Below are 21,476 nucleotides of genomic sequence, written 5' to 3' on the forward strand. Positions count from 1 at the left end.
TTACTCCGGTTTCGTTTTTATCTGTATTGGTTAATCTGAATTAATTGCCGCCGCGTGCAGTCATAATGTCTTGGGTCTGAATCACTTCGCCCGTCTTATTACCCCATGCGTTACGTGTGTATGTCATTACTGCAGCGATATCGCCGTCAGAAATCACACCAGCCCACTTCGGCATCGCGCCCTTACCATTGATAAGAATGTTGTATTGCGCTGCTTTAGGTCCTAAAACCATCTTGCTGCCATCGAGCGCTGGGAATGCGCCTGCACCTTTACCATTTGGTTGGTGACAAGCCGCGCAATTCGCTGCATATACTTTGGCGCCGCGCTCTTTTTGCTCATCCAAGGTGTAAACCTTAGAAGGATCTTCGCCACCAGCGCCCATTTCTTTCTTCTTCTCTTCTACCCACTTGGTGTAGTCCTCTTGGGAAACTACTCTTACAACGATAGGCATAAATGCATGTTCTGCACCACAGAGCTCAGAACACTGACCACGAAATGTGCCAATCTTGTCTGCTCTAAACCAAGTATCGCGAACAAAACCTGGAATCGCATCTTGCTTAACGCCAAACGCTGGAATAGTCCATGCATGAATGACGTCATTAGCTGTTGTAATCAAACGAATCTTTTTGCCAACAGGCACAACCATCTCGTTGTCCACTTCCATCAAGTAAGTGTTTGATTTAGGTGCCAAGTTATTAATTGCTTCACGGGAAGTAGACAAAGTAGATAAGAAACTAATGCCTTCGCCTTCACCTTTGATGTAGTCGTAGCCCCACTTCCACTGATAACCAGTGGTCTTAATAGTGATGTCAGAGTTAGTTGTATCTTTCATTGCCACAACTGTTTTGGTTGCGGGCAGCGCCATGACAATAACAATGATTAATGGAATCACTGTCCAAATGATTTCCACAGTGGTGCTCTCGTGGAATGAGGCAGATTTGTGACCTAATGATTTACGGTGCTTCAAAATGGAATAGAACATCACTCCAAAAACACCCACAAAAATCAACGCACAAATGACCAACATCATCCAATGCAACCAATGGATCTCTTGCATGATTTTGGTTGCGGCTGGCGCAAAATTTAGCTGATTAACCGCTGGGCCACCGGGCATATTCTCAGCTGCATGAGCAAAAGCAGTACCAAAAGCTACTGCGAAATAGAGCGAAGTCTTAATGACTTTTCCAAATAAATTCATCTTATTCTCTGTTTATTGTCGTGAGCAAAGCGGCCAAAGTGCCACAAAATGCCCAAAAAACGGTCTCAAGCCAATACATCCTGCCGTGATTATAGGGTTATTTAGGCGCAACAACAAACAGGATTAACCCGGCTTGATCCAATCTTGGTCAAGGTTTAAATGATAGTAAGCACTTACACTTAAGCAGAATCTGACCTAGTCTTGCGTCCAATTTGATTTAGATCAATATAGGCAACGTTGTCCTTAGCCTTTGCAAGGTGCTTTCCGATGACCCATGCGTGCCCATAAACCACTTCTAGAGTCAGTTTTTGTGGCAAAACATTCATATTAGGGATCTCGGAAGGGGCTAATTGCATCAATTTCAGAGCGCTGACATCTGCAAGTAATAGCTCTGGCTTCTCATAATCCAACGTCAAATACTCCATGTCCATGACGGGATCGGAAAAACGCTCAGCTAGTAAGGCATCTCCCATATCGTGCATATCCCAAGGGCTTAATAAGTTCTTTAACCTTAATTCCGAAAGCTCCAGAGAACGCAGCTCTTTTCCGGTGTCGGGCCCCAAATAGCTGAAAGCAATTAAACCGCCCTCACGCAATACGCGCCAACACTCTTGTAAAAAAAGCTTAGGATCTGCCAGATCCTGCAATAAAAGATCGCTAAAAACTAAATCAACAGAATTATCTGGAATATCAAATCTTCCAGACGAGGCGTAGCTTGCCAGAGGATGGGTTTTGCCAGTAAAGAGAGAGCGCCAATTACTCATCGCTTTAGCGCGCCACATGTGAAACCCTGAAACACCTGTTTCGGTAATGCTAAAAGTACGTGCATTTGGATAGCGCTTAGCAAGCACATCTAAATGCTTGCCAGCAAAATCTGGGACGATCAAAATGTCCTTTACATCGATCTTAACAATGTCCAATTTTTGCAGCATACGATCTGCAATTTCGTCTTGTAACCATCTGATGGGCTGGGTCATTCGATCAGTATACTCAGCGCCCCATGCGAATTCCAGTGAACATTTTTAAAACGATCTGTGAACATCTTTTGCCCACAGCCTGCGTTATTTGCCAAGAGTTTCAGGCTTGCTCCATTTGCATCAAGTGTCTTGGCCGCTTAAATGATGGGGCGTTATATAACTATCAATGCTGCTACCAATGTGGCGTCGCACTGCACGAGTCAGAATTAACTCAACAACAATGTGGGTCTTGCCAAAGCTTAGCGCCATACTTTGATGAAACCTATTGCCTAGATCGCTACGATGGATTATTGCGACACCCACTTCATGAATTGAAGTATCAAAAACGCATTGCATTCGCCAATGCTCTTGGCAATACATGGAACTTACTTCTCCAAAAAAATCTGGCAGATATTTCCGCAGATTACCTACTCCCCGTCCCACTAAGTAATCAAAAATTAGCGCTACGTGGTTTTAATCAAAGTTGGGAAATTGCAAAACGCGTTCGCTGTGAAAAACAGATTCAAAAATCACCTTACATCATTCATCGACACCATTATTCGCAGCACCAAGCGGGAAGCTCTTTGGGTAATCGCTACCTCGCGATTCAGGGGATGTTTTACGTAGAAGAAAATTATATTAACGCGCTCCAAAATAAGACTGTGATCGTATTTGATGATGTCATGACTAGCGGAGCAACTCTTAATGAAATTGCACGCGTTCTGAAGGACAATGGAGTATCTCGCGTAATCAATTGGGTACTCCTCAGGGCTGCGCGGCCAACCTAAAGAGTGTCACATGTTTAATATTGTTTTATTCGAACCAGAAATTCCGCCCAATACCGGTAACATCATTCGCTTGTGCGCCAATACCGGGGCAAGACTCCATCTCATTGAGCCACTCGGATTTCCAATGGAGGATGCGAAGTTGCGCAGAGCGGGCCTTGACTATCACGAGTTCGCCAAAGTAAAGGTGCATAAAAATTGGGCGCAGTTTTTAAAGGATGAGCAACCAAAACCTGAGCATCTTTTCGCTTTAACTACCAAAGGCTCAGGAAAGTTTCATGAAGGTAAATATTCACCAAATGACTACTTTGTGTTTGGCTCAGAAACCAAAGGGATTACAGATGAAGTAAGGGACTCCATTCCTAGTGCTAATCGTATGCGTCTAGCAATGCAAGATAGCAGTCGTAGCCTGAACTTGTCGAATACTGTAGCAATTGTGGTTTACGAGGCATGGCGTCAAAATGGTCTTACTGGCGGTCAGTAAGCAACTAATGGAAGTAATTACAACTCGATTTTAGGATCTCGTCCCATCAGCTTTTTAACAGCGTCATGTGGCTGAAGCTTTCCAGAGAGAACCTCTCCCATCATGGCGGTAATAGGCATCTCAACACCTAAACGTTTTGCTAAATCTCCGACAGCAGCTGCACAAAGTACTCCCTCGGCAACATGACCAAGACTCGCCAAAATCTCCGCCAATGATTTACCAGCGGCAAGTTCAAGACCCACGCGACGATTGCGTGACAAATCACCAGTGGCAGTCAAAATTAAATCACCAACCCCGGTTAAACCCATGCAAGTTTCAGATTTGCCGCCAGCAGCCTTCACAAGGCGCATCATTTCAGCCAAACCGCGCGTGAGGACTGCAGCACGCGCATTAAGCCCCAAATCAAGACCATCGCCAATGCCTGCCGCTATAGCTAGAACATTCTTAACAGCGCCGCCTAATTCAACTCCAACCAAATCATCGCTTGAGTAAACACGCATATTGCCGTGATGAAAAGCTGCTTGAACTACCTCACAAAGCTTTGTAGATTTACTAGCAATTGTTAAAGCACACGGCATGCCAGCACCAACCTCGCGGGCAAAGCTTGGGCCAGATAGAGCGCCATACGAATGCAATATTCCGCGGGAATGGATCTTGCTCTCACGCTCCACTACTTGATGCGGTAATAAAGCGGTAATAGGCTCTAGACCCTTGCATAACCAAATAATGTTAAGTGGGTGCTCTGCAGCCTCTAATACCTGAGCAATAGTTTCAGAAAGCCCCGCCATCGGCGTAGCAATAACCAACAAGTCATTACTAGAAAGTCTTTTAATCGCTGTAGAAAAACTTTCCTCATACTTCAATCCCTCAGGCAATTTGATACCCGAAAGATAAGCGTGGTTTTCACCACTGCCTTGAATATTTTCTAGCTGCTCTTTACTGCGCGACCATAAACAAACATCGCCTTCCTGAAGATGGCGAGCGGCTTGTGCAGCCATCGCCGTTCCCCAGGCGCCAGCACCAAGCAGTGTCACTTTCATGATCTGTGGGCTCGCTCTTAAAAAGTTTAATGAGGCAGAATAATTTTGCCCTCATCAGCAGAGCTCTCATCTTTTGTAGCTGCAGCTTGCTGAGCCTGCATCAAGCGATGCTCATACATGGCGTGGAAATTAATCTCATTCAAATGAATTGGCTGGAAACCGGCACGACTAATAGTATCGGCAATGTTAGAGCGTAAGTAAGGATACAAAATCGAAGGGCATGTAATGCCAAGCATTGGGTCAATTTGCTCAACAGGAATATTGCTGAACTCAAAAATACCAGCTTGTTTTGCTTCTACTAAAAACAATACTTTGCCATCAACTTTTGCAGTCACTGTAGAACTAAGAGACACCTCAAAAATCTCGTTGCTGATAGGGGCAACCAAAATATCAACCTCTACCTCGATCTGGGGATCAGCCTGAACCAATAAAATTTGCGGCGAATTTGGCTGCTCAAGCGATAAATCTTTTAGATATACACGCTGAATACGAAATGAAGGCTCTTTTGAGTCAGCTACATCTTTAGGTGCGGAAGATTGTTCAGTCATTACTAACTTTCTTTATGTATAAATATATCAAGAACTAAGCCAACAAAGGATCGAGCTTTCCAGCGCGATCCAATGCCACTAAATCGTCATAGCCGCCAACATGAGTATCCCCAATATAAATCTGAGGAACGGTGCGACGACCCGTACGAGTCATCATCGCTTCACGCTGTGATGGGTCACGATCAATCAAAATCTTTTCTAAATTAGCAACGCCTTTTTTGAGCAATAGCTTTTCAGCCATGACGCAATATGGACAAACCTGAGTGCTATACATCGTTACTGGCGGCATTGATTTCTCCTTACTTCACTAAAGGCAGGGCTGCCTCTTTCCAGGCCTGAACGCCACCATCCAACGCACCAACTTCAGCAAAGCCAAGTTTTTGAGCTTCGGCAACCAGTTTGCGAGATTGGGCGCCTGTTTCGCAAACTAGTACTAAAGGATTCTTACGATCTAGCTTTAGCTTTTCAATGGCAGCGGTTAAATCCGCAACATTAGCGAATTTGGCACCTGGCAAATGTCCTGCTTTAAAAGCCTCTTCTGAACGCACATCCAGAACATGTGCTTTACGCCGATTAATCCAAATCGTCGCTTCAGTAGGCGACAAGCCTTTTCCGCCAATAAGCGTAGATAATGTGGGTAGGAAAAGCGCTGCGCCCGAAACCAAAAGGAGGGCAATAAGCGCTAAATTATCAATTTGCGTGAGAAAGTTCATCACCGGATTATAGAATGGCTCTATGAAACAACTTGTCCTTATTCGTCATGGCGAATCCGCCTGGAACCTTGAAAACCGCTTCACTGGCTGGGCGGACGTTGACTTAACCCCCAAAGGGGCAGAACAAGCCCTTGCGGCAGGTGAAAACCTGCGTAAAGCGGGCTACGAATTCGATATCGCCTATACCTCTGTTTTAAGGCGCGCTATTCGTACTTTATGGCATGTCCAAGACACGATGGATTTAATGTGGCTTCCTGTAGTTCATAGTTGGCGTCTCAATGAGCGTCACTATGGTGCCCTCACTGGACTCAATAAAGCAGAAACTGCAACAAAGTACGGTGACGAACAAGTTCACATTTGGCGTCGCTCCTACGATGTACGCCCACCTTTGCTAGAAAACGATGATGAGCGTAATCCCAAAAAAGATCCGCGCTATTCGAAGCTTAGTCCTTCTGATATTCCATTGGGCGAGTGCTTAAAAGATAACGTTGAGCGCGTGCTACCACTCTGGAATGAATCTATTGCACCCGCACTTAAAGCTGGTAAACGAGTTCTCTTGGTGGCGCATGGTAATAGCATTCGCTCATTAATTAAGTATCTTGATCAAATGTCTGATGAGGCCATCATGGAAGTCAATGTGCCCAATGGTGTGCCCCTTGTTTATGAATTAGATGACAACCTAAAACCTATTCAACACTTTTATTTGGATTAAATCAAAAGAGATATGCGCCAATTTCTAAAGAACTTTGCCCTCATAGCTGTTGGTCTTATCGCTGGTGTGGCAGCCACGATTCAGCTCTCCGCCACTGCCCAACAAGGCTCGCAGCTGCCTCTAGATGAACTGCGCACGCTTTCTAATGTCTTTGCGCAAATTAAGCGCGAATATGTTGAGCCAATTGAAGACAAGCAATTATTGACAGACGCTGTCAAAGGAATGGTGAGCAGTCTTGATCCACACTCCACCTTCTTGGATAAAAAAGATTTTTCAGAAATGCAAGAGCAAACCTCTGGAAAATTTGCAGGTCTCGGAATTGAAATCACCTCTGAAGATGGCGTAGTGAAAGTATTGAATCCGATTGAAGATAGCCCTGCGGCACGAGCTGGTTTGCAAGCAGGTGATTTAATTACTCGCCTGGATGACAAACCAGTGCGTGGTATGTCTTTAGATAAAGCAGTGCGCACAATGCGTGGCGCCCCTGGTACCAAAATTACTTTGACGGTATTTCGTAAGAGTGAAGAACGTAGTTTTCCAGTCACCATTACTCGCGCAGAAATTAAAGTTCAGTCAGTCAAAACCAAGATTCTCGATAACGATATTGCTTGGGTGCGAATTACAAGCTTTCAAGAACGCACTGTTCCTGACCTTGCTAAAAAATTGACTGATATTGCCAATCAAGATCCGAAGCTCAAAGGTGTCATCTTGGATCTCCGCAACAATGGTGGTGGCCTCCTCCAAGGTGCTGTAGGCGTAGCTGCCGCTTTTTTACCCGCTGATGCCATTATTGTCTCAACTAAAGGGCAATCGCCGGACTCAAAACAGGTATTTAATGCGACTCCGGCAATGTACCGCTTAAGCGAGCCTGGCGACCCCTTAGCCGGCGTTCCAGCCATGTTTAAGAAATTACCGATGGTGGTTTTGGTAAACGCCTATTCAGCCTCAGCTTCTGAGATTGTGGCTGGCGCACTTCAAGACTACAAACGCGCAACTATTATTGGAAAAACAACCTTTGGTAAAGGCTCTGTACAAACTGTACGCCCTCTAACCAATGACTCAGCACTCAAGATCACTACCGCCTACTACTACACTCCAAGCGGTAAATCGATCCAAGCCTATGGTGTGAAACCAGATATTCCAGTGGATCAAAACAAAGATGGCGATCCAGATGATGTCTTGATTACTCGCGAGATTGATAGTGAAAAACATCTACGTAATAAACAATCTGCTGAAGATAAGTTAATTAAAGATCGTGAGCAACGTCGCCTCGAAGAGTTACAGCGGATTGAGGAAAAGAATGCCAAGAAGACCCCCGAGGAAAAAGAGAAAGAAAAAAATAAGAAGCCAACTGAACTCGGTAGCGCAGATGACTTCATGCTTTCTCAAGCGGTGGCCTTTATTAATGGTCAGCCAGTAAAACGCTCTTCATCCAAACTCGAATAATCTTTAAAGCTCTACGGCCAGCAAATGAATGATGAGCAGTTACTTCGATACTCCAGGCATTTACTGCTGGAAGAAATTGATGTTGTTGGCCAAGAAAAGCTTCTTAACTCACACGTATTAGTCGTTGGTGCCGGTGGGCTAGGTAGCGCTGCCGCACCCTACCTAGCAGCCGCAGGTGTCGGTCACATTACCTTAGTAGATCACGATGATGTTGAACTCACCAATTTGCAACGACAAATCATGCATGCTGAAAGTAGTGTTGGTAAAAGCAAAGTAGCATCCGGAAAAGAGTTTTTACAACGCCTTAACTCAAGCATTCAAATTGAGACTATTCAAACTAAAGTAACCGCTTCATTATTAGATGAATTACTCCCGAGTGTTGATGTTGTTTTAGATTGCACGGATAATTTTTTAACTAGGCACCTCATTAATGCTGCGTGCGTTAAAAATCACATTCCATTAGTTTCGGGTTCGGCTCTCAAGTTTGATGGCCAAGTTAGCGTCTTTGATCCTCGCAACCCTAACTCCCCCTGTTATGCCTGCATCTTTTCTCCGGATGAGCAATTTGAAGAAGTCAGTTGCTCCAGTATGGGCGTCTTCTCGCCCTTGGTCGGGATTATTGGAGCCATGCAAGCAGCTCAAGCTTTACAAGTATTAATTGGTTTTGGAGAATCTTTGGTGGGTCGTATGCTGCTTTGGAATGGGCGCACTACCCAAATCGATGAAATCCGTATTAGCCGTAATTCCGAGTGCTCGGTATGCGGCAAAGCGCACTAAGCAGTTAAGACAGCAATCGCTCTAAAGCTTTTGCCTGCTCTTCAGGCTCATACGCCCTTAAGACCCTAGCTACACGGGCCTTTAATAGGCCTACATTGGCCTTTAAAATCTCTCGCTTTACAAGCAACAGCTGACTAAAGTGCATCGAGAAATCTGTCAAGCCCAGGGCAAGCAATAACTTGGTTAACGCGGGATCGCCCGCCATCTCACCACAAACAGCAACAGGCACATTTGCACGTTTGGCTTGATCAATAATATTTGCCAACAAACTCAAGATAGCTGGGTGCAAAGGGTCGTATAAATGTGCCACCGCATGATCTGCCCGATCAATTGCTAGTGTGTACTGAATTAAATCATTAGTACCAATGGAAAGAAAATCAAATCGATTGATAAATAAAGGGAGTACCAAAGCGGCAGCCGGAATTTCAATCATGGCACCAACTTGAATATTGGGATTAAATGCTTTGCCCCTTTGATGCAATTGTTGCTTGGCTTTTTCAATCAGCCTAAATGTTTCATCGATTTCTTTTGCATGAGCCAACATCGGAATCATGATGCGTGCCTGGCCATGTGCTGATGCACGTAGTATCGCCCTGAGCTGCGTTAAAAAGATTTCAGGCTCTGTTAAAGACCAGCGAATTGCACGCAAACCCAGCGGGGATGTACCTGTTTGCGAAACATCGCCACTACCACCCAGCGCTTTATCTGCGCCCACATCAATCGTTCTGATATTGACAGGCAAGCCATGCATCAAATCCACTACACGACGATATTCTTGATATTGCTGCTCTTCATCTGGCAAAGCCTGCTTACGATCCATGAATAAAAATTCAGAGCGAAATAGGCCAACACCTACCGCACCTAACTTAACTGCCTGAATAGCATCTTCCGGCAATTCAATATTGGCTAGAAGCTCAATCTCAACGCGGTCAGCTGTCTCAGTTTTTGCATGCTTTAACTGCTGAAGCTTACGTGCCTCTTTTAAAACTTGTGTTTGCAGTTTGCGGTATTCAGCTAGCAGCTGCTCATCAGGAGCAACTACTACAACCCCTCGATCTCCATCCAATACCAACCAATCACCATGACGAATCATTTCGCTTGCGTGACGTACGCCAACTACCGCAGGAATCTCCATACTGCGAGCCACAATGGCGGTATGGGAGGTCTTGCCGCCAAGATCGGTTACGAAACCAGTAAATGCGTGCTCCTTGAAGCGCAGCATGTCGTGCGGGGCAATATCATGAGCGACAATAATCGACTCAACACCAATATCACTCGTAGGTAAAAAATCAGAATCGTTTAACGGGGCTTTTTTCTGCGCATTTAAGGCCTTAATGACGCGCTCAGCAACCTGGCGAATATCATTGGCACGCTCTTTTAAATAAGCATCCTCAATATCTGCAAATTGTTCTAAAAGATCATTCAGTTCGGTGGTTAAGGCCCAAGCTGCGTTTAGTCGTTGCGTACGAATTAATTTAATGGGTTTTTCAGCTAAAGCGGGGTCAGCCAATATCATGCCGTGCACATCCAAGAATGCCGCCATTTCTTGTGGGGCATCTTTTGGTAGCCCTTGGCGTAGGTGCTCAAGCTCTAAACGAACCTGATCAAATGCATCCAATAACTTTTGAGCCTCAGCCTCTTCTTTACCAGCTTCAACCAAATAGTGACTCACCTCTAATGCCGCGCGCGAAATCAGTACCGCCTTGCCAATAGCAATGCCTTTAGATACTGGAATTCCGTGCAACGCAAAAGTCATAGTGCTTACTCGCCCTCACCAAAGCGATCATTAATCAATGCAGTAATAGCGACCATAGCCTCATCCGCTTTTTCACCGACAGTCTCCAGAGTCACAGTACTTCCGATGCCTGCCGCCAACATCATCACACCCATGATGCTCTTAGCATTTATTTGACGCCCATTTCGTGACAAGAGGATTTCGCAAGGAAACTGTGCGGCTAGCTGAGAAAGCTTTGCAGATGCGCGGGCATGCAGGCCTAATTTATTAATGATTTCAATTTCTGCTGAAGGCATTCTGTGCTGACCTTTATCTATTCTTGATTTACTTTTGAGCCTAGGCGCAAAATTCCGTGCTGTCCGCCGACAAGAGCTTTCTGCGCCAACTCTTCTAGACTCTCTCCGCGATGGGATATGCAACGCATCAACATAGGGAGATTTAATCCTGCTAAAACGATGACAGGTGCATTCAATCCCGATAGTGGGCCCAGGGCCTCGAGTTTAGAGGCTACATTGGCAGGGGTTGCGCCCATTACATCAGTCAAAATCAGTACACCGTTCCCTGTATTCACACCGTAAGCTGCTTTTAGAACGCGATCAAAACTGGCCTTGGTATCTTCATGGGGTGGAATATCGACCGCCCGAACTCGTTCAGGCACCACACCAAAAGTATGCTCAGCAAATCCCAGCATTGCACTAGCAACCGGTGTGTGCGCAACAATGACAATCCCAGCCATATTTATGCTAACGCTTTCTCTAGTGCTGCCAACCAAAACTGCGGGACATTAAAGTCAGTTTGGTTGGTAATTTCAACAAAACAAGTCGGACTTGTCACATTAATTTCAGTGAGGTAACCACCAATTAAATCCAATCCTACTAAGAATAATCCACGTTGATTTAATACAGGCGCTAATTTTTCAGCAATCTTCTTTTCGGTCTCAGTTAAGGGCATAGCAACACCTTTGCCGCCAGCAGCTAAATTACCCCGGATTTCACTACCCTGAGGAATGCGAGCTAGCGCATATGGCACCACCTCTCCACCAATTAAGAGCACCCGCTTGTCGCCCTGGGCAATTTCAGGCAAGAAACGCTGCACCATCAGGGTTCTTGCCCCATTTTCCCCCAGCGTTTCAACAATGCTCGCCAGATTAAGGCCATCCGCACCTACCCTAAATACACCCATGCCGCCCATACCATCCAAGGGCTTAATCACGATATCGCGATGAGTTTGATGAAAACGCTCTACCGCATCTAATTCACGCGTAACCAAAGTTGGTGGAATGAGTTCTGGGAATTCTGTAATAGAGAGTTTTTCTGAGTGATCACGAACAGCACTTGGCTCATTAAAAACTTTTGCGCCTTGACGGACTGCGGCCGATAATAACCAAGTTGTATTGAGGTATTCAATGTCGAACGGAGGGTCTGTACGCATCAATACTGCAGAAAAAGATTTGAGTGGTCTTGACTCAATATCACCCAACTCAAACCAGGCCGTAGAACTCGGTTTGATCAACAAAGACTGGCAATCGGAAACAACGACACCATCTTTCCATAAAACATTTCTACTTTGGCAAAACCATAAGCGATGTCCAGCTTCTTGAGCTATGCGCATCATTGATAGCGTTGTATCTTTTTGAATCTTGAAAGACTCAAGAGGGTCCGCAATAAAAAGTAAGTCCATTTTTTCTATTGAGAGATAAGTGTGTTTGGCTTATGCAACTTCTGCATTGGGATCAGTGCGCTCTAACTCCAATGATGCTGCAAGAAGGGCTAGACGGGCAACTACGCCATATAGATAGAAGCGATTAGGGGCAGCGCTACCAGGCTTGGCGGCTAGATCGGGCATGGAATTTTGCTCAAAGGCTAGCGGCACAAAATGCATACCTGGAGCATTCAAATTTTCATCTGGGCCACGATCAGTATGAACGCGGTAGAAGCCACCAATCACATAGCGATCAATCATGTACACCACTGGTTCAGCAACAGCCTCATTGACTTTCTCGAAGGTATACACGCCCTCCTGAATTAGCACATCGCTGACCTCTAGACCTTCCTTGACCACGCTCATTTTGTTGCGGTCTTTACGATTCAAGCCTATTAGCTGAGCAGGATCATTAACGACCATCACGCCCATACCGTAGGTTCCGGCATCCGCCTTAACAACTACATAGGGCTTTTCTTTAATGCCGTACTCACGATATTTTTTAGCAGTCTTTTTCAAGACCTGCTCAACTGCAGTTTGCAGCTCTTCCTCGCCCTTACGCTCATGGAAATTGATATTCGAGCAACTTGTGAAATAAGGATTAATCATCCATGGATCAATATCCACGACTTTGGCAAATTTCTTTGCTACCTCTTCATAAGCAGCAAAGTGATTTGATTTGCGACGTACATGCCAGCCAGCGTGTAAGCCTGGAAGCAAGTACTGCTCATAGATATTTTCCAAAATCGGCGGGATACCTGCGGACAAATCGTTATTTAATAAGATCGAACATGGATCAAAATCTTTTAAACCTAAGCGTTGTTTTTTGAGACCCAATCGAGAGAGCGGCTCCATCAACAAACGATTACCTTCTGGTAACTCAATCCAAGTTGGCTTCTTGATTTCTTCAGAGAAAGTACCGAGTCGAACGTTCAATCCAGCTTGACGCAAAATGGAAGACAAACGAGCAATATTTTGTAAATAGAAAGTATTGCGAGTGTGACGCTCAGGAATTAGCAATAAGTTTTTGGCTTCTGGACAAATCTTCTCGATAGCGGCCATCGCGGCTTGTACGGCAAGCGGTAGCATCTGTGGCGATAAGTTATTAAATCCACCAGGGAACAGATTGGTATCAACGGGGGCCAGCTTAAATCCAGAATTACGTAAATCGACTGAACAGTAAAACGGCGGCGTATGCTCTTGCCACTCTAACCTGAACCAACGCTCAATGGTTGGGGTCGCTTCTAGAACCTTTGACTCTAATTCGAGCAAAGGGCCGGTGAGTGCAGTAATGAGATGTGGAACCATTCCACCATTGTAAGATTATTAAAAGAAAGACGCGGGATCCGAGGATCCCGCGCTTAAAACTGGGCAGCCAACCAAAGCCGCCCAGTGAGGGGTAAATCTGCTAATTAAGACTCGTAGGCAGTCTCACCGTGTGAGCTGATATCCAAGCCTTCGCGCTCTTCCTCTTCCTTGACGCGCAAACCAATCACGATATCGACCAATTTGAAGGCGATAAATGAAACTACGCCGGACCAAATTAAAGTCACAATCACGCCTTGGCTTTGGATCCACAGCTGACTAGCGATGGAGTAATCAGGGGCAACAGCATTGGCTACATAGTCCCAGATACCTGTTCCGCCCAATGCTGGATCAGCAAATACGCCGGTCAAGATTGCGCCCAAGATACCGCCAACACCGTGCACACCAAAGACGTCCAAGCTGTCATCTGAACCCAAAATCTTCTTGAGACCAGAAACACCCCATAAGCAAACTACGCCAGCAGCAACACCGATGATGAGTGCGCCCATTGGGCCAACAAATCCAGCCGCAGGAGTAATAGCAACCAAACCTGCTACGCATCCTGAAGCAGCGCCCAACATAGAAGGCTTGCCTTTTGTAATCCACTCAGCAAATGACCAACCCAATACTGCGGCAGCTGTTGCCAATAATGTATTTACGAAAGCCAATACTGCGCTGCCATTTGCTTCGAGAGCTGAACCTGCATTAAAGCCAAACCAACCAAACCACAAGAGTGATGCGCCAATCATGACGAATACCAAGTTATGTGGCTTCATTGCTTCCTTACCGTAACCCAAACGCTTACCAACTACATATGAGCCTACCAAGCCTGCGATCGCAGCATTGATGTGCACAACAGTACCGCCGGCAAAGTCGAGAACACCCTTCTGCCACAACCAACCTGCACGCGCAGTAATTGCTTCGAGTGATGCTGCATCTTTGATGTCGTCAGGACCAGGCCAGAACCAAACCATATGAGCGATTGGCAAGTAACTGAAAGTGAACCAGAGAATCACAAACAAAATGATTGCAGAAAACTTTGCACGCTCAGCAAACGCACCAACGATCAAGCAGCAAGTAATCGTCGCAAATGCTGCTTGGAAAGCCATAAATACAAATTCAGGAATCACAACGCCCTTACTAAAGGTTGCCGCTACTGAATCTGGATTCATGCCCTGCAAGAACAAGCGATCTAATCCACCAATAAATGCACCGCCTTCGCTAAATGCAAAGCTATAGCCATACAGAGACCATAAGACGGTTACTAATGAGAAGATAAACATGCACTGTACGAGTACAGAGAGAATGTTTTTGCTTCGTGTTAAACCGCCGTAGAACAAAGCCAAACCAGGCAAAGTCATCAGGATTACTAATGCAGTACACACTAGCAACCAAGCTGTATCAGCTTTATTGCACTTTTCAGAGCAAAGGACTGGAGCAGGCTCTGCCGCAGCAGGAGTTGCTGCAGGAGCAGTTACCGCTGGTTTTTTTACTTCATCAGCATGGGCTGGCGAAGTAACCATTACACCAGTAGCGCCAATGGCCAAGGCCACAGCACTACCAGCAACGAGTCGTTTCATCCAAGTTAACATTTTGAACCTCTCTTTAAAGTGCTGACGCACCGGTTTCACCGGTACGAATACGAATGACGTGCTCAACTGGTGAGACAAAAATCTTGCCATCACCAATCTTGCCTGTACGTGCAGATTTTTCAATCGCTTCAATCGCACGCTCCAAGATGCCATCTTCAACAGCAGCTTCGATTTTTACTTTAGGTAAAAAGTCGACAACATACTCAGCACCGCGATATAACTCGGTATGACCTTTTTGACGGCCAAAGCCCTTAACTTCAGTGACGGTAATGCCCGAAACTCCCACTTCCGAGAGAGCTTCGCGCACTTCGTCAAGCTTGAATGGCTTGATGATTGCGGTAATTAATTTCATATGTTTCTCCGTTCAGAGGAAATTATTAAAATACTTTTGTGAGAGAAACTACAGCACCTGGACGACCAGCTGAGCTTGTTTGCAGGTTAGTTGTTGTGCTTGACCATGTGTTCCACCAATTAGGATTTGCATTGGTGCTCACATAAGCGGCTGAGAGAGATAAGCCGCCACCAAAGTCTTTAGTTGCACCAACTTTAAAGTCTGTATAGCTAAGATTGTTTTGTGGCTGGAGCAATACACCACTTGTCACTGGCTGACCAGCAACATACTGGTAACCAATATGTCCATTCAAGCTAATACCCCAAATACCAGTGTCATAGTTAGCTGTGAGGTCTGGATACACAGAACCTGTACTGTTCGGGACACCAAAGATATTGGTTAATGAATAGTTCACCTTAACAAAACCAGTAACCGGACCAAAGGTAAAGTTTTGAGCGGCATACAGTTCTGTTGTGTTTGGATTCAACATCATGCCGTTATAGTTACCGCCAGTTTGTGGATAGTAGTACTGCAGTACACCAAAGTCAGAGGCGAAGCCTTCAGCAATCAACTCTTTCTTAAAACCACCATAGAAGTCCATCTCGATCGGAGCTTTAACACCATTGTTTGTAGTGTTAGATACCCAGTTGATCGAACTGTTCCAGTTACCGATGTAGAAACCGCTCTCATGAGCATAATCAAAGCCGCCTTGTATAGCAGGCTGATAATTTGTTTGGGTGATACCACGAAAGCGGTAGTCATTAGTGACTGTCACGTTTGCTGTAATTGGGCTAACTTCAGGAGCCTCTGGGGCAGCAGCTGGAGCAGTTTGTGCAAATGCTGCAGTTGCAAATAAACCAGAGGCTGCTAGAGCGATGGCTGTCTTTTGAATTGTTTTCATTTAAAACTCCTAAGTGATCATGAAAAAGGGAAAAATGCTTATTGCATGGAGTGATCATGAAGCTCGTGGCATTCGTGCATTTCTGACAATTCCCCTAAATAAAGCTAATGCACTTTTTTGGTGCTTAATATTGCACCCTATAGGTGAATTTGGGGCATTTATCCGGTTTTAAGCTCTTTTTAGGCATTTTTAGCCATACAACTTAAAATAGGGATGTGTATCTTTTCTGCAACTCTCAATAGAACTGCGAACTCCTATCATGCAAAAACCAGGCGAAATCCTCGAGCAAATCCAGCGTATCGCAAGCGATATGCAAAACAAAGTGGGGGATGCGATCCGTAATTCGCCTGCTCAAGAGATTGAAAAGAATGTTCGCGCCATGATGAATCAAGGATTTCAGAAAATGGACTTGGTTACGCGCGAAGAGTTTGAACTGCAAAGCAAAGTGCTTACTAAGACGCGTGAAAAATTAGAGGCGCTTGAGGCTAAGGTAGCTGCACTTGAAAAACAGTAGTTGTTAGTTACCGTTGTAAAGTGAATTTTTTAATTCTGTAGATCTACTCTGGAGAGAAATCACTAAAGAAGTTTTCATACTCTTCTTTAGATAAAAAAGTTTTTGCACTATCTGCACTGGCGCCCGCATGTAACACTGAAATCTGATAGATCCAGCTATCGCCGTTAGGTGCAACTCGATTAATCCAACGCACTCGCATCAGTTGCTGCGATTTTCCATTGGTTTTCAAATCAATAAAATAATCTTTGGTCGGTAAACGTTGCTTGTCCGCTGTTTTATAAAACGCATCCTCAATAGCGACATCGCCACCAGATGCTTTTGCCCTATCAATTAAATTAGCTTGTAACTGCGCAATCAGCTTGTTTAATGACGAGGCCTGATTGACTGGCAATTGAATCGTACTCACTGAGTAAATATCATCTTCAATCTTTACCGCCTCAAGCACTTGTAAAAGTTCTTGATCAAGGTAGGGAATGCGGCGCTCCAACTTATCTGGCTTACCAGGAAATAAAGCGGTATATCTTTCTTGGGGCGAATGGACTGTACGCCAATCTAATTTGGGACTACATCCTGCCAGAAAGAATAAGGCCACTATTAAAATAGCGGCCTTTGAAATCCCTCTAAACAACCCCTGCTCCATGTGCTTGTTGATCTGCGTGATAGCTTGAACGCACCATGGCTCCCACAGCTGCATGGGAGAAGCCCATTTCATAAGCTTTTTCCTCAAACATCTTAAAGACGTCCGGATGAACATAGCGAGTAACAGGCAAATGATGGCCAGATGGGGCCAGATACTGACCGATGGTGAGCATATCGATATTGTGCTCACGCATATCACGCATGACTTCTAAGATCTCATCATCTGTTTCACCAAGACCAACCATCAAACCACTTTTAGTGGGAATATGAGGAAAGCGCTCTTTAAAGTCTTTTAACAACTTTAAAGAATGTAAGTAATCTGCTCCAGGCCTAGCTTGTTTATACAAACGTGGAACGGTTTCTAAATTGTGATTCATGACATCAGGCAAACCACTTGGTGCATGCTCAGCAAAAATATCTAATGCCTTATCAAGACGGCCACGAAAATCTGGAACCAACACTTCAATACGAGTGTTAGGCGAAAGAGCACGCGATTGAGAGATGCAATCAACATAATGCATCGCACCACCATCACGCAGATCATCGCGATCCACGCTGGTAATCACCACATAGTTGAGCTTGAGTGCGGCAATAGTACGAGCTAAATTGACAGGCTCTTTGATATCGAGTGGGTCTGGTCTACCGTGACCCACATCACAGAATGGGCAACGGCGTGTGCACTTATCACCCATGATCATGAAGGTCGCAGTGCCTTTACCAAAACATTCACCAATATTAGGGCAGCTCGCTTCTTCGCAAACTGTTACCAATTCGTTCTCGCGCAAAATCTTTTTGATTTCAGCAAAGCGAGAATTATTAGAGGCCGCTTTTACGCGAATCCAATCTGGCTTTTTTAATACCTCTGATAGAGGAATAATTTTGATCGGAATACGGGCGGTCTTCTCACTCGATTTCTGTTTACGAGATGCGTCGTAATTGAGGTCTTGTCGCGCCTCAATTGATGGGGTGGTGTCGGTCTTATTGGTTGTCATGATGGCATCAGTTGCTTTTGTAAATGCTGCAAAAGCCTTTGGCTAATAGTGTCTATATTGTCCTTGATCCCAAGGGTTTGCATATTGACTGTCTTTAAACCCTCATAACCACAAGGGTGGATGCGCCTAAATGCCTCTAGATCAGTAGCCACATTCAGGGCTAGGCCATGATAGGAGCAGCTTTTAGAGACCTTTAGACCTAATGCAGCAATCTTGGCGCCAACCCACTCAGGGGGTACTCCCACCCGCTCAGAGACATAAATTCCAGGGGCGCCGGGATGTCTTTCAGCATGAATACCAAAGTCTGCCAAGGTATCAATGAGGGCCTGCTCAATTCGGGAGACTAATTCTTTTACAAAAATTCCCAAACGCTTGAGATCAAGCAAAAGGTAAACAACAATTTGACCTGGTCCGTGATACGTAATCTCCCCACCTCGATCCACTTGCACAAGCGGGATGTCCTTGCTCGGCGAATGTAAGTTAGCAGCATCGCCAGCGAGACCCAGAGTAAACACTGGATAGTGCTCTAAAACCCAAATCTCATCGGGTGTTTCGCTAGTTCGCTCTTTAGTAAACACTTGCATTGCCTCATAAGTGGCTACGTAATCTGCCAAACTAAGTTGTTTTACTAAAGCTGACATGAATTGAATTACAGAACTACGCTAACCAGAGGATGGGTAGACAGTGTTCTATACAACTCGTCTAACTGTTCACGACTAGTAGCGGTAATCGGCAAAGTAATCCCAAGATAATTTCCATCCTTAGACGGGCGCTGCTCAACTTGACTCTCGTCAAACGTTGGATCAAATTGTTTAGCGATGTGCACTATCGCAGGAAGATATTCTGGATTTGATTTACCCATGACCTTGATAGGAAACAGTGATGGGTACTCGATTAATGATTTTTTTTCGGCCATATGATCTCTCTGGTTCAAATTATTTACGGTGATCCGGCATACCTAACCAGGCGCCGGTAATAATATTGCGAATGCAATGTAAGCGACGATGGAAAAAATGGTCGGCGCCAGGAACTACTTGCACAGTGAGTTCTTGTGGACGCGCCCAATCCAGTACATCAATCAAAGGAATGGTTTCATCTAATTCGCCGTGTATCAAAATGGTATCAGCGGGGACTTGGGCTAAGGTCCATTTACCAGCTGCGCTACCCACCATTACTAGGCGCTCAGCTGGGCGCCCCAGATCAATCAGTCTTTGCACTAAATGGCTGCCAACAAAACTTCCAAAAGAGAAACCTGAAATTACTAAAGGCAAAGTGTTGGCATTCGCAACCCAGGATTGGTTGGCAGTTACCTCAGATGCTCCCCAGCTAGATGGTGTTTGCATCCAATCTGTTACATGAAGCAAATCTTCTAGCTCGCCAACGCCATCATCATGAACGCCTTCGGTCCCGCCTACACCACGAAAGTTTGGACGCACACTAACGTAACCCAGCTGATTAAAAGCACGCGCCATAGTCTGAGCAACTTTATTGTCCATAGTTCCACCCATCAATGGATGTGGGTGTGCGACAAGAGCTAAACCACGCACTGCAAATGTGGGATCATTTTTTAATTCATCTGGAAGATCTATGGACATCTCCATTGATCCAACAATACCTTCAATATGAATTACTTTTGTACGGCTATTCATAAAAAACTTTCAACAATTTGAAATCACTTAACTAATTGCAAGCGCTCTACTGGGCGCCCTTGAACTAAATGGGATTGGATAATTTCTTCAATATCTTCTACATCAACAAAGGTATACCAAATGCCCTCTGGATAGATGACCATCACAGGTCCATCTGCGCATCGGTCTAAGCAACCGGCTTTATTCACGCGAATCTTTCCTGGGCCCGCAAGACCAAGCTCTTTGACTCTCTTTTTGGCGTAATCAAATAAGGCAAAGGCATTGTGCTGATCACAGCATTCTTCGCCATTACTACGCTGATTTAAACAAAAGAATAGGTGATGTGAAAAAGTCATAAAAAAATTATATTCATCAATGTTTCGGTTTAAAGTCCATAGCGCCTCGAATCATCCAAATGAGGGCCAGAGGTAACCATACTACCGAAACCCATTGCATCAGCTCATTAAAGTGTAATAAGCGCCCCTGATACCAATGCCTCAAAGTCAGAATGAAATAGGGGTTATCAGGCAACACATTGACTGCAATTGTGGTGCCAAGCAAGCAAATCAAGGCAATCCAAAATTTAGCCCCCACATCAAGCCGTAAAGCCCATTTCAATAAGACGCCTCCTATTACCATTCCCCAGAGAGCACCAGCCGTGAGCCAGATCAAACTAAACTCCGCGCCAAACTGAAGCGCTGTAAATAAAATCTTAATGACTACTGTGAGGCCAAGCAGCCCATTAAGAATTCGCCACTGTGGGGCCTTAGCACGCAACCCCAGCGATAGTAATAAAGCAATGCCTAGCCAGCACAGTGATGTGATGACCGCCTCTTGAATGACGTGATTAATTACTAAAGTACCCCAATCCACGGATCCAAAGATAGCGTGACCCCATACACCAGTACCCAGCCATGAGCTTTGGGGATAAATCTGTGACCATGGAAATAACAGGAATAAGGCGCATGCTGACCAATTGAGCCCAAACCATTGATCAAAGCGACGACGAATGGCGCTTCCTGATAGCCACTGTGGCCCAAGGGGGATGGCCAATAAGCCACCTAATAAGCCACCTAATATATTGGCCCACCAATCCATTTGACTGGGGATGCGTGTGGGCAACCAGGATTGCAAAGTCTCTACGCCCAGCGCTAGAACCGCGCTCAGACTCAAGGCAATTCCAAGTGCCACAAAGTTACGCCACCTCGGATAAGCAGCAAACATCACCAAAAATCCAAATGGAATATAAGCCAGAATATTGGCTGATACATCAAACAAAGTAATAAAACGTGGCAAAGGGGCATCTAGCCAAGCCCATGCAGCTATGCCGTTCTGAAAGTCAAAATCGAAGGGGTTAAGGCTGACGTAGAGGATTAAAAGTGCGTAACTTAAGCTCATAGCCCTAGCCAATGGCATAGCCTGCAGAGGCCATGCCAACTTTCGGGGACGCTGATCTTTTTGATCCATCCCACAATTCTA

27 protein-coding genes are annotated in these 21,476 nt (G+C 45.2%); 6 read left to right on the top strand and 21 right to left on the bottom strand.

Features of this window, described 5'->3' with window-relative positions; translation table 11 throughout:
- Nucleotides 1-40: 40 nt before the first annotated feature.
- Both coxB and AOC20_RS09005 read right to left on the bottom strand, forming a co-directional pair.
- Complete coding sequence (gene coxB / locus AOC20_RS09000; RefSeq protein WP_215360420.1) at nt 41-1,198, bottom strand: cytochrome c oxidase subunit II; 1,158 nt, start codon at nt 1,196-1,198, stop codon at nt 41-43.
- Nucleotides 1,199-1,377: 179 nt separating this feature from the next.
- Entirely contained in the window at nt 1,378-2,175 is a 798-nt protein-coding gene (locus tag AOC20_RS09005) for a methyltransferase domain-containing protein (RefSeq protein WP_215360422.1), read from the bottom strand.
- 23 nt (nt 2,176-2,198) lie between these two features.
- Between AOC20_RS09005 and AOC20_RS09010 the strand changes: the two genes are divergently transcribed.
- Nucleotides 2,199-2,942: a ComF family protein gene (locus tag AOC20_RS09010; RefSeq protein WP_215360423.1), complete on the top strand. Its 744-nt coding sequence runs from the start codon at nt 2,199-2,201 to the stop codon at nt 2,940-2,942.
- A 10-nt stretch (nt 2,943-2,952) separates the two neighbouring features.
- A complete protein-coding gene (gene trmL, locus AOC20_RS09015) occupies nt 2,953-3,423 on the top strand; it encodes a tRNA (uridine(34)/cytosine(34)/5-carboxymethylaminomethyluridine(34)-2'-O)-methyltransferase TrmL (protein WP_215360425.1) in 471 nt (156 codons plus the stop codon).
- Nucleotides 3,424-3,440: 17 nt separating this feature from the next.
- Here trmL and AOC20_RS09020 read toward each other — a convergent pair whose 3' ends face one another.
- The 4 genes from AOC20_RS09020 to AOC20_RS09035 are packed head-to-tail and all read right to left on the bottom strand — an operon-like array spanning nt 3,441 to nt 5,724.
- Nucleotides 3,441-4,463: an NAD(P)H-dependent glycerol-3-phosphate dehydrogenase gene (locus AOC20_RS09020; protein ID WP_215360427.1), complete on the bottom strand. Its 1,023-nt coding sequence runs from the start codon at nt 4,461-4,463 to the stop codon at nt 3,441-3,443.
- A gap of 26 nt (nt 4,464-4,489) precedes the next feature.
- Entirely contained in the window at nt 4,490-5,011 is a 522-nt protein-coding gene (gene secB, locus AOC20_RS09025) for a protein-export chaperone SecB (protein WP_215360429.1), read from the bottom strand.
- Nucleotides 5,012-5,045: 34 nt separating this feature from the next.
- Nucleotides 5,046-5,300: a glutaredoxin 3 gene (gene grxC / locus AOC20_RS09030; protein WP_215360431.1), complete on the bottom strand. Its 255-nt coding sequence runs from the start codon at nt 5,298-5,300 to the stop codon at nt 5,046-5,048.
- A gap of 10 nt (nt 5,301-5,310) precedes the next feature.
- Nucleotides 5,311-5,724: a rhodanese-like domain-containing protein gene (locus AOC20_RS09035; RefSeq protein ID WP_215360433.1), complete on the bottom strand. Its 414-nt coding sequence runs from the start codon at nt 5,722-5,724 to the stop codon at nt 5,311-5,313.
- Nucleotides 5,725-5,746: 22 nt separating this feature from the next.
- Here AOC20_RS09035 and gpmA point away from each other — a divergent pair, with 22 nt between their 5' ends.
- The 3 genes from gpmA to AOC20_RS09050 are packed head-to-tail and all read left to right on the top strand — an operon-like array spanning nt 5,747 to nt 8,659.
- Nucleotides 5,747-6,436, top strand: a complete 690-nt coding sequence (gene gpmA / locus AOC20_RS09040) for a 2,3-diphosphoglycerate-dependent phosphoglycerate mutase (protein WP_215360435.1) — start codon at nt 5,747-5,749, stop codon at nt 6,434-6,436.
- A gap of 12 nt (nt 6,437-6,448) precedes the next feature.
- Nucleotides 6,449-7,882, top strand: coding sequence for a S41 family peptidase (locus AOC20_RS09045; RefSeq protein WP_215360437.1), 1,434 nt, complete (start codon nt 6,449-6,451; stop codon nt 7,880-7,882).
- A 24-nt stretch (nt 7,883-7,906) separates the two neighbouring features.
- A complete protein-coding gene (locus tag AOC20_RS09050) occupies nt 7,907-8,659 on the top strand; it encodes a HesA/MoeB/ThiF family protein (RefSeq protein WP_215360439.1) in 753 nt (250 codons plus the stop codon).
- Nucleotides 8,660-8,663: 4 nt separating this feature from the next.
- Here AOC20_RS09050 and ptsP read toward each other — a convergent pair whose 3' ends face one another.
- From ptsP to AOC20_RS09090, 8 genes are all read right to left on the bottom strand, one after another.
- On the bottom strand, nt 8,664-10,415 hold the full coding sequence (gene ptsP / locus AOC20_RS09055; RefSeq protein ID WP_215360441.1) for a phosphoenolpyruvate--protein phosphotransferase: 1,752 nt from the start codon (nt 10,413-10,415) through the stop codon (nt 8,664-8,666).
- Nucleotides 10,416-10,420: 5 nt separating this feature from the next.
- Nucleotides 10,421-10,690: an HPr family phosphocarrier protein gene (locus tag AOC20_RS09060; RefSeq protein WP_215360442.1), complete on the bottom strand. Its 270-nt coding sequence runs from the start codon at nt 10,688-10,690 to the stop codon at nt 10,421-10,423.
- A 17-nt stretch (nt 10,691-10,707) separates the two neighbouring features.
- Nucleotides 10,708-11,130, bottom strand: a complete 423-nt coding sequence (locus AOC20_RS09065) for a PTS sugar transporter subunit IIA (RefSeq protein ID WP_215360444.1) — start codon at nt 11,128-11,130, stop codon at nt 10,708-10,710.
- 2 nt (nt 11,131-11,132) lie between these two features.
- Nucleotides 11,133-12,074 (bottom strand): glutathione synthase, encoded by a 942-nt coding sequence (gshB, locus tag AOC20_RS09070; RefSeq protein ID WP_215360446.1) that lies wholly within the window; start codon nt 12,072-12,074, stop codon nt 11,133-11,135.
- Between the two features lie 30 nt (nt 12,075-12,104).
- Complete coding sequence (gene gshA / locus AOC20_RS09075) at nt 12,105-13,403, bottom strand: glutamate--cysteine ligase (RefSeq protein WP_215360448.1); 1,299 nt, start codon at nt 13,401-13,403, stop codon at nt 12,105-12,107.
- 104 nt (nt 13,404-13,507) lie between these two features.
- A complete protein-coding gene (locus AOC20_RS09080; protein ID WP_215360450.1) occupies nt 13,508-14,992 on the bottom strand; it encodes an ammonium transporter in 1,485 nt (494 codons plus the stop codon).
- Between the two features lie 13 nt (nt 14,993-15,005).
- A complete protein-coding gene (locus AOC20_RS09085) occupies nt 15,006-15,344 on the bottom strand; it encodes a P-II family nitrogen regulator (RefSeq protein WP_011903792.1) in 339 nt (112 codons plus the stop codon).
- Between the two features lie 25 nt (nt 15,345-15,369).
- Nucleotides 15,370-16,224 carry a TorF family putative porin gene (locus AOC20_RS09090; RefSeq protein WP_215360452.1) on the bottom strand — a complete coding sequence of 285 codons (855 nt, stop codon included), beginning with the start codon at nt 16,222-16,224 and terminating at the stop codon, nt 15,370-15,372.
- A gap of 259 nt (nt 16,225-16,483) precedes the next feature.
- On the opposite strand from AOC20_RS09090, the gene AOC20_RS09095 reads away from it, so the two are divergent.
- Nucleotides 16,484-16,738: an accessory factor UbiK family protein gene (locus AOC20_RS09095; protein WP_215360454.1), complete on the top strand. Its 255-nt coding sequence runs from the start codon at nt 16,484-16,486 to the stop codon at nt 16,736-16,738.
- A gap of 43 nt (nt 16,739-16,781) precedes the next feature.
- On the opposite strand, the gene AOC20_RS09100 is transcribed toward AOC20_RS09095, so the two are convergent.
- Genes AOC20_RS09100 through AOC20_RS09130 form a run of 7 tightly spaced genes read right to left on the bottom strand, consistent with a single transcriptional unit; the run spans nt 16,782 to nt 21,464 of the window.
- Nucleotides 16,782-17,330: a hypothetical protein gene (locus AOC20_RS09100; RefSeq protein ID WP_251373093.1), complete on the bottom strand. Its 549-nt coding sequence runs from the start codon at nt 17,328-17,330 to the stop codon at nt 16,782-16,784.
- A gap of 28 nt (nt 17,331-17,358) precedes the next feature.
- Nucleotides 17,359-18,369 (bottom strand): lipoyl synthase, encoded by a 1,011-nt coding sequence (lipA, locus tag AOC20_RS09105; protein ID WP_215360457.1) that lies wholly within the window; start codon nt 18,367-18,369, stop codon nt 17,359-17,361.
- Nucleotides 18,366-19,010, bottom strand: a complete 645-nt coding sequence (gene lipB / locus AOC20_RS09110) for a lipoyl(octanoyl) transferase LipB (RefSeq protein WP_215360459.1) — start codon at nt 19,008-19,010, stop codon at nt 18,366-18,368. Before lipB ends, lipA begins: the two co-directional genes overlap by 4 nt.
- An 8-nt stretch (nt 19,011-19,018) precedes the next feature.
- Nucleotides 19,019-19,285: a YbeD family protein gene (locus AOC20_RS09115; protein ID WP_215360462.1), complete on the bottom strand. Its 267-nt coding sequence runs from the start codon at nt 19,283-19,285 to the stop codon at nt 19,019-19,021.
- A 19-nt stretch (nt 19,286-19,304) separates the two neighbouring features.
- Nucleotides 19,305-20,018, bottom strand: coding sequence for an alpha/beta hydrolase (locus tag AOC20_RS09120; RefSeq protein ID WP_215360464.1), 714 nt, complete (start codon nt 20,016-20,018; stop codon nt 19,305-19,307).
- A 23-nt stretch (nt 20,019-20,041) separates the two neighbouring features.
- Nucleotides 20,042-20,353 (bottom strand): (2Fe-2S) ferredoxin domain-containing protein, encoded by a 312-nt coding sequence (locus AOC20_RS09125; protein ID WP_215360466.1) that lies wholly within the window; start codon nt 20,351-20,353, stop codon nt 20,042-20,044.
- Between the two features lie 16 nt (nt 20,354-20,369).
- A complete protein-coding gene (locus tag AOC20_RS09130) occupies nt 20,370-21,464 on the bottom strand; it encodes a VanZ family protein (RefSeq protein WP_215360468.1) in 1,095 nt (364 codons plus the stop codon).
- Nucleotides 21,465-21,476 lie beyond the last annotated feature (12 nt).

The organism is Polynucleobacter ibericus, from assembly GCF_018687955.1.
GTDB lineage: Bacteria > Pseudomonadota > Gammaproteobacteria > Burkholderiales > Burkholderiaceae > Polynucleobacter > Polynucleobacter ibericus.

Excerpts from the sequence above, each read along its gene's own strand:
- AOC20_RS09045 (WP_215360437.1), top strand. The coding sequence starts at position 6,449 with ATGCGCCAATTTCTAAAGAACTTTGCCCTCATAGCTGTTGGTCTTATC.
- AOC20_RS09050 (WP_215360439.1), top strand. The coding sequence starts at position 7,907 with ATGAATGATGAGCAGTTACTTCGATACTCCAGGCATTTACTGCTGGAA.
- AOC20_RS09115 (WP_215360462.1), bottom strand. The coding sequence starts at position 19,285 with ATGGCCGAAAAAAAATCATTAATCGAGTACCCATCACTGTTTCCTATC.
- AOC20_RS09065 (WP_215360444.1), bottom strand. The coding sequence starts at position 11,130 with ATGGCTGGGATTGTCATTGTTGCGCACACACCGGTTGCTAGTGCAATG.
- ptsP (WP_215360441.1), bottom strand. The coding sequence starts at position 10,415 with ATGACTTTTGCGTTGCACGGAATTCCAGTATCTAAAGGCATTGCTATT.
- AOC20_RS09095 (WP_215360454.1), top strand. The coding sequence starts at position 16,484 with ATGCAAAAACCAGGCGAAATCCTCGAGCAAATCCAGCGTATCGCAAGC.
- AOC20_RS09085 (WP_011903792.1), bottom strand. The coding sequence starts at position 15,344 with ATGAAATTAATTACCGCAATCATCAAGCCATTCAAGCTTGACGAAGTG.
- gshB (WP_215360446.1), bottom strand. The coding sequence starts at position 12,074 with ATGGACTTACTTTTTATTGCGGACCCTCTTGAGTCTTTCAAGATTCAA.
- AOC20_RS09020 (WP_215360427.1), bottom strand. The coding sequence starts at position 4,463 with ATGAAAGTGACACTGCTTGGTGCTGGCGCCTGGGGAACGGCGATGGCT.
- gshA (WP_215360448.1), bottom strand. The coding sequence starts at position 13,403 with ATGGTTCCACATCTCATTACTGCACTCACCGGCCCTTTGCTCGAATTA.
- AOC20_RS09010 (WP_215360423.1), top strand. The coding sequence starts at position 2,199 with ATGCGAATTCCAGTGAACATTTTTAAAACGATCTGTGAACATCTTTTG.
- AOC20_RS09120 (WP_215360464.1), bottom strand. The coding sequence starts at position 20,018 with ATGAATAGCCGTACAAAAGTAATTCATATTGAAGGTATTGTTGGATCA.
- AOC20_RS09035 (WP_215360433.1), bottom strand. The coding sequence starts at position 5,724 with ATGAACTTTCTCACGCAAATTGATAATTTAGCGCTTATTGCCCTCCTT.
- AOC20_RS09060 (WP_215360442.1), bottom strand. The coding sequence starts at position 10,690 with ATGCCTTCAGCAGAAATTGAAATCATTAATAAATTAGGCCTGCATGCC.
- AOC20_RS09090 (WP_215360452.1), bottom strand. The coding sequence starts at position 16,224 with ATGAAAACAATTCAAAAGACAGCCATCGCTCTAGCAGCCTCTGGTTTA.
- trmL (WP_215360425.1), top strand. The coding sequence starts at position 2,953 with ATGTTTAATATTGTTTTATTCGAACCAGAAATTCCGCCCAATACCGGT.
- AOC20_RS09005 (WP_215360422.1), bottom strand. The coding sequence starts at position 2,175 with ATGACCCAGCCCATCAGATGGTTACAAGACGAAATTGCAGATCGTATG.
- coxB (WP_215360420.1), bottom strand. The coding sequence starts at position 1,198 with ATGAATTTATTTGGAAAAGTCATTAAGACTTCGCTCTATTTCGCAGTA.
- AOC20_RS09080 (WP_215360450.1), bottom strand. The coding sequence starts at position 14,992 with ATGTTAACTTGGATGAAACGACTCGTTGCTGGTAGTGCTGTGGCCTTG.
- secB (WP_215360429.1), bottom strand. The coding sequence starts at position 5,011 with ATGACTGAACAATCTTCCGCACCTAAAGATGTAGCTGACTCAAAAGAG.
- lipB (WP_215360459.1), bottom strand. The coding sequence starts at position 19,010 with ATGTCAGCTTTAGTAAAACAACTTAGTTTGGCAGATTACGTAGCCACT.
- AOC20_RS09125 (WP_215360466.1), bottom strand. The coding sequence starts at position 20,353 with ATGACTTTTTCACATCACCTATTCTTTTGTTTAAATCAGCGTAGTAAT.
- lipA (WP_215360457.1), bottom strand. The coding sequence starts at position 18,369 with ATGACAACCAATAAGACCGACACCACCCCATCAATTGAGGCGCGACAA.
- grxC (WP_215360431.1), bottom strand. The coding sequence starts at position 5,300 with ATGCCGCCAGTAACGATGTATAGCACTCAGGTTTGTCCATATTGCGTC.
- gpmA (WP_215360435.1), top strand. The coding sequence starts at position 5,747 with ATGAAACAACTTGTCCTTATTCGTCATGGCGAATCCGCCTGGAACCTT.
- AOC20_RS09130 (WP_215360468.1), bottom strand. The coding sequence starts at position 21,464 with ATGGATCAAAAAGATCAGCGTCCCCGAAAGTTGGCATGGCCTCTGCAG.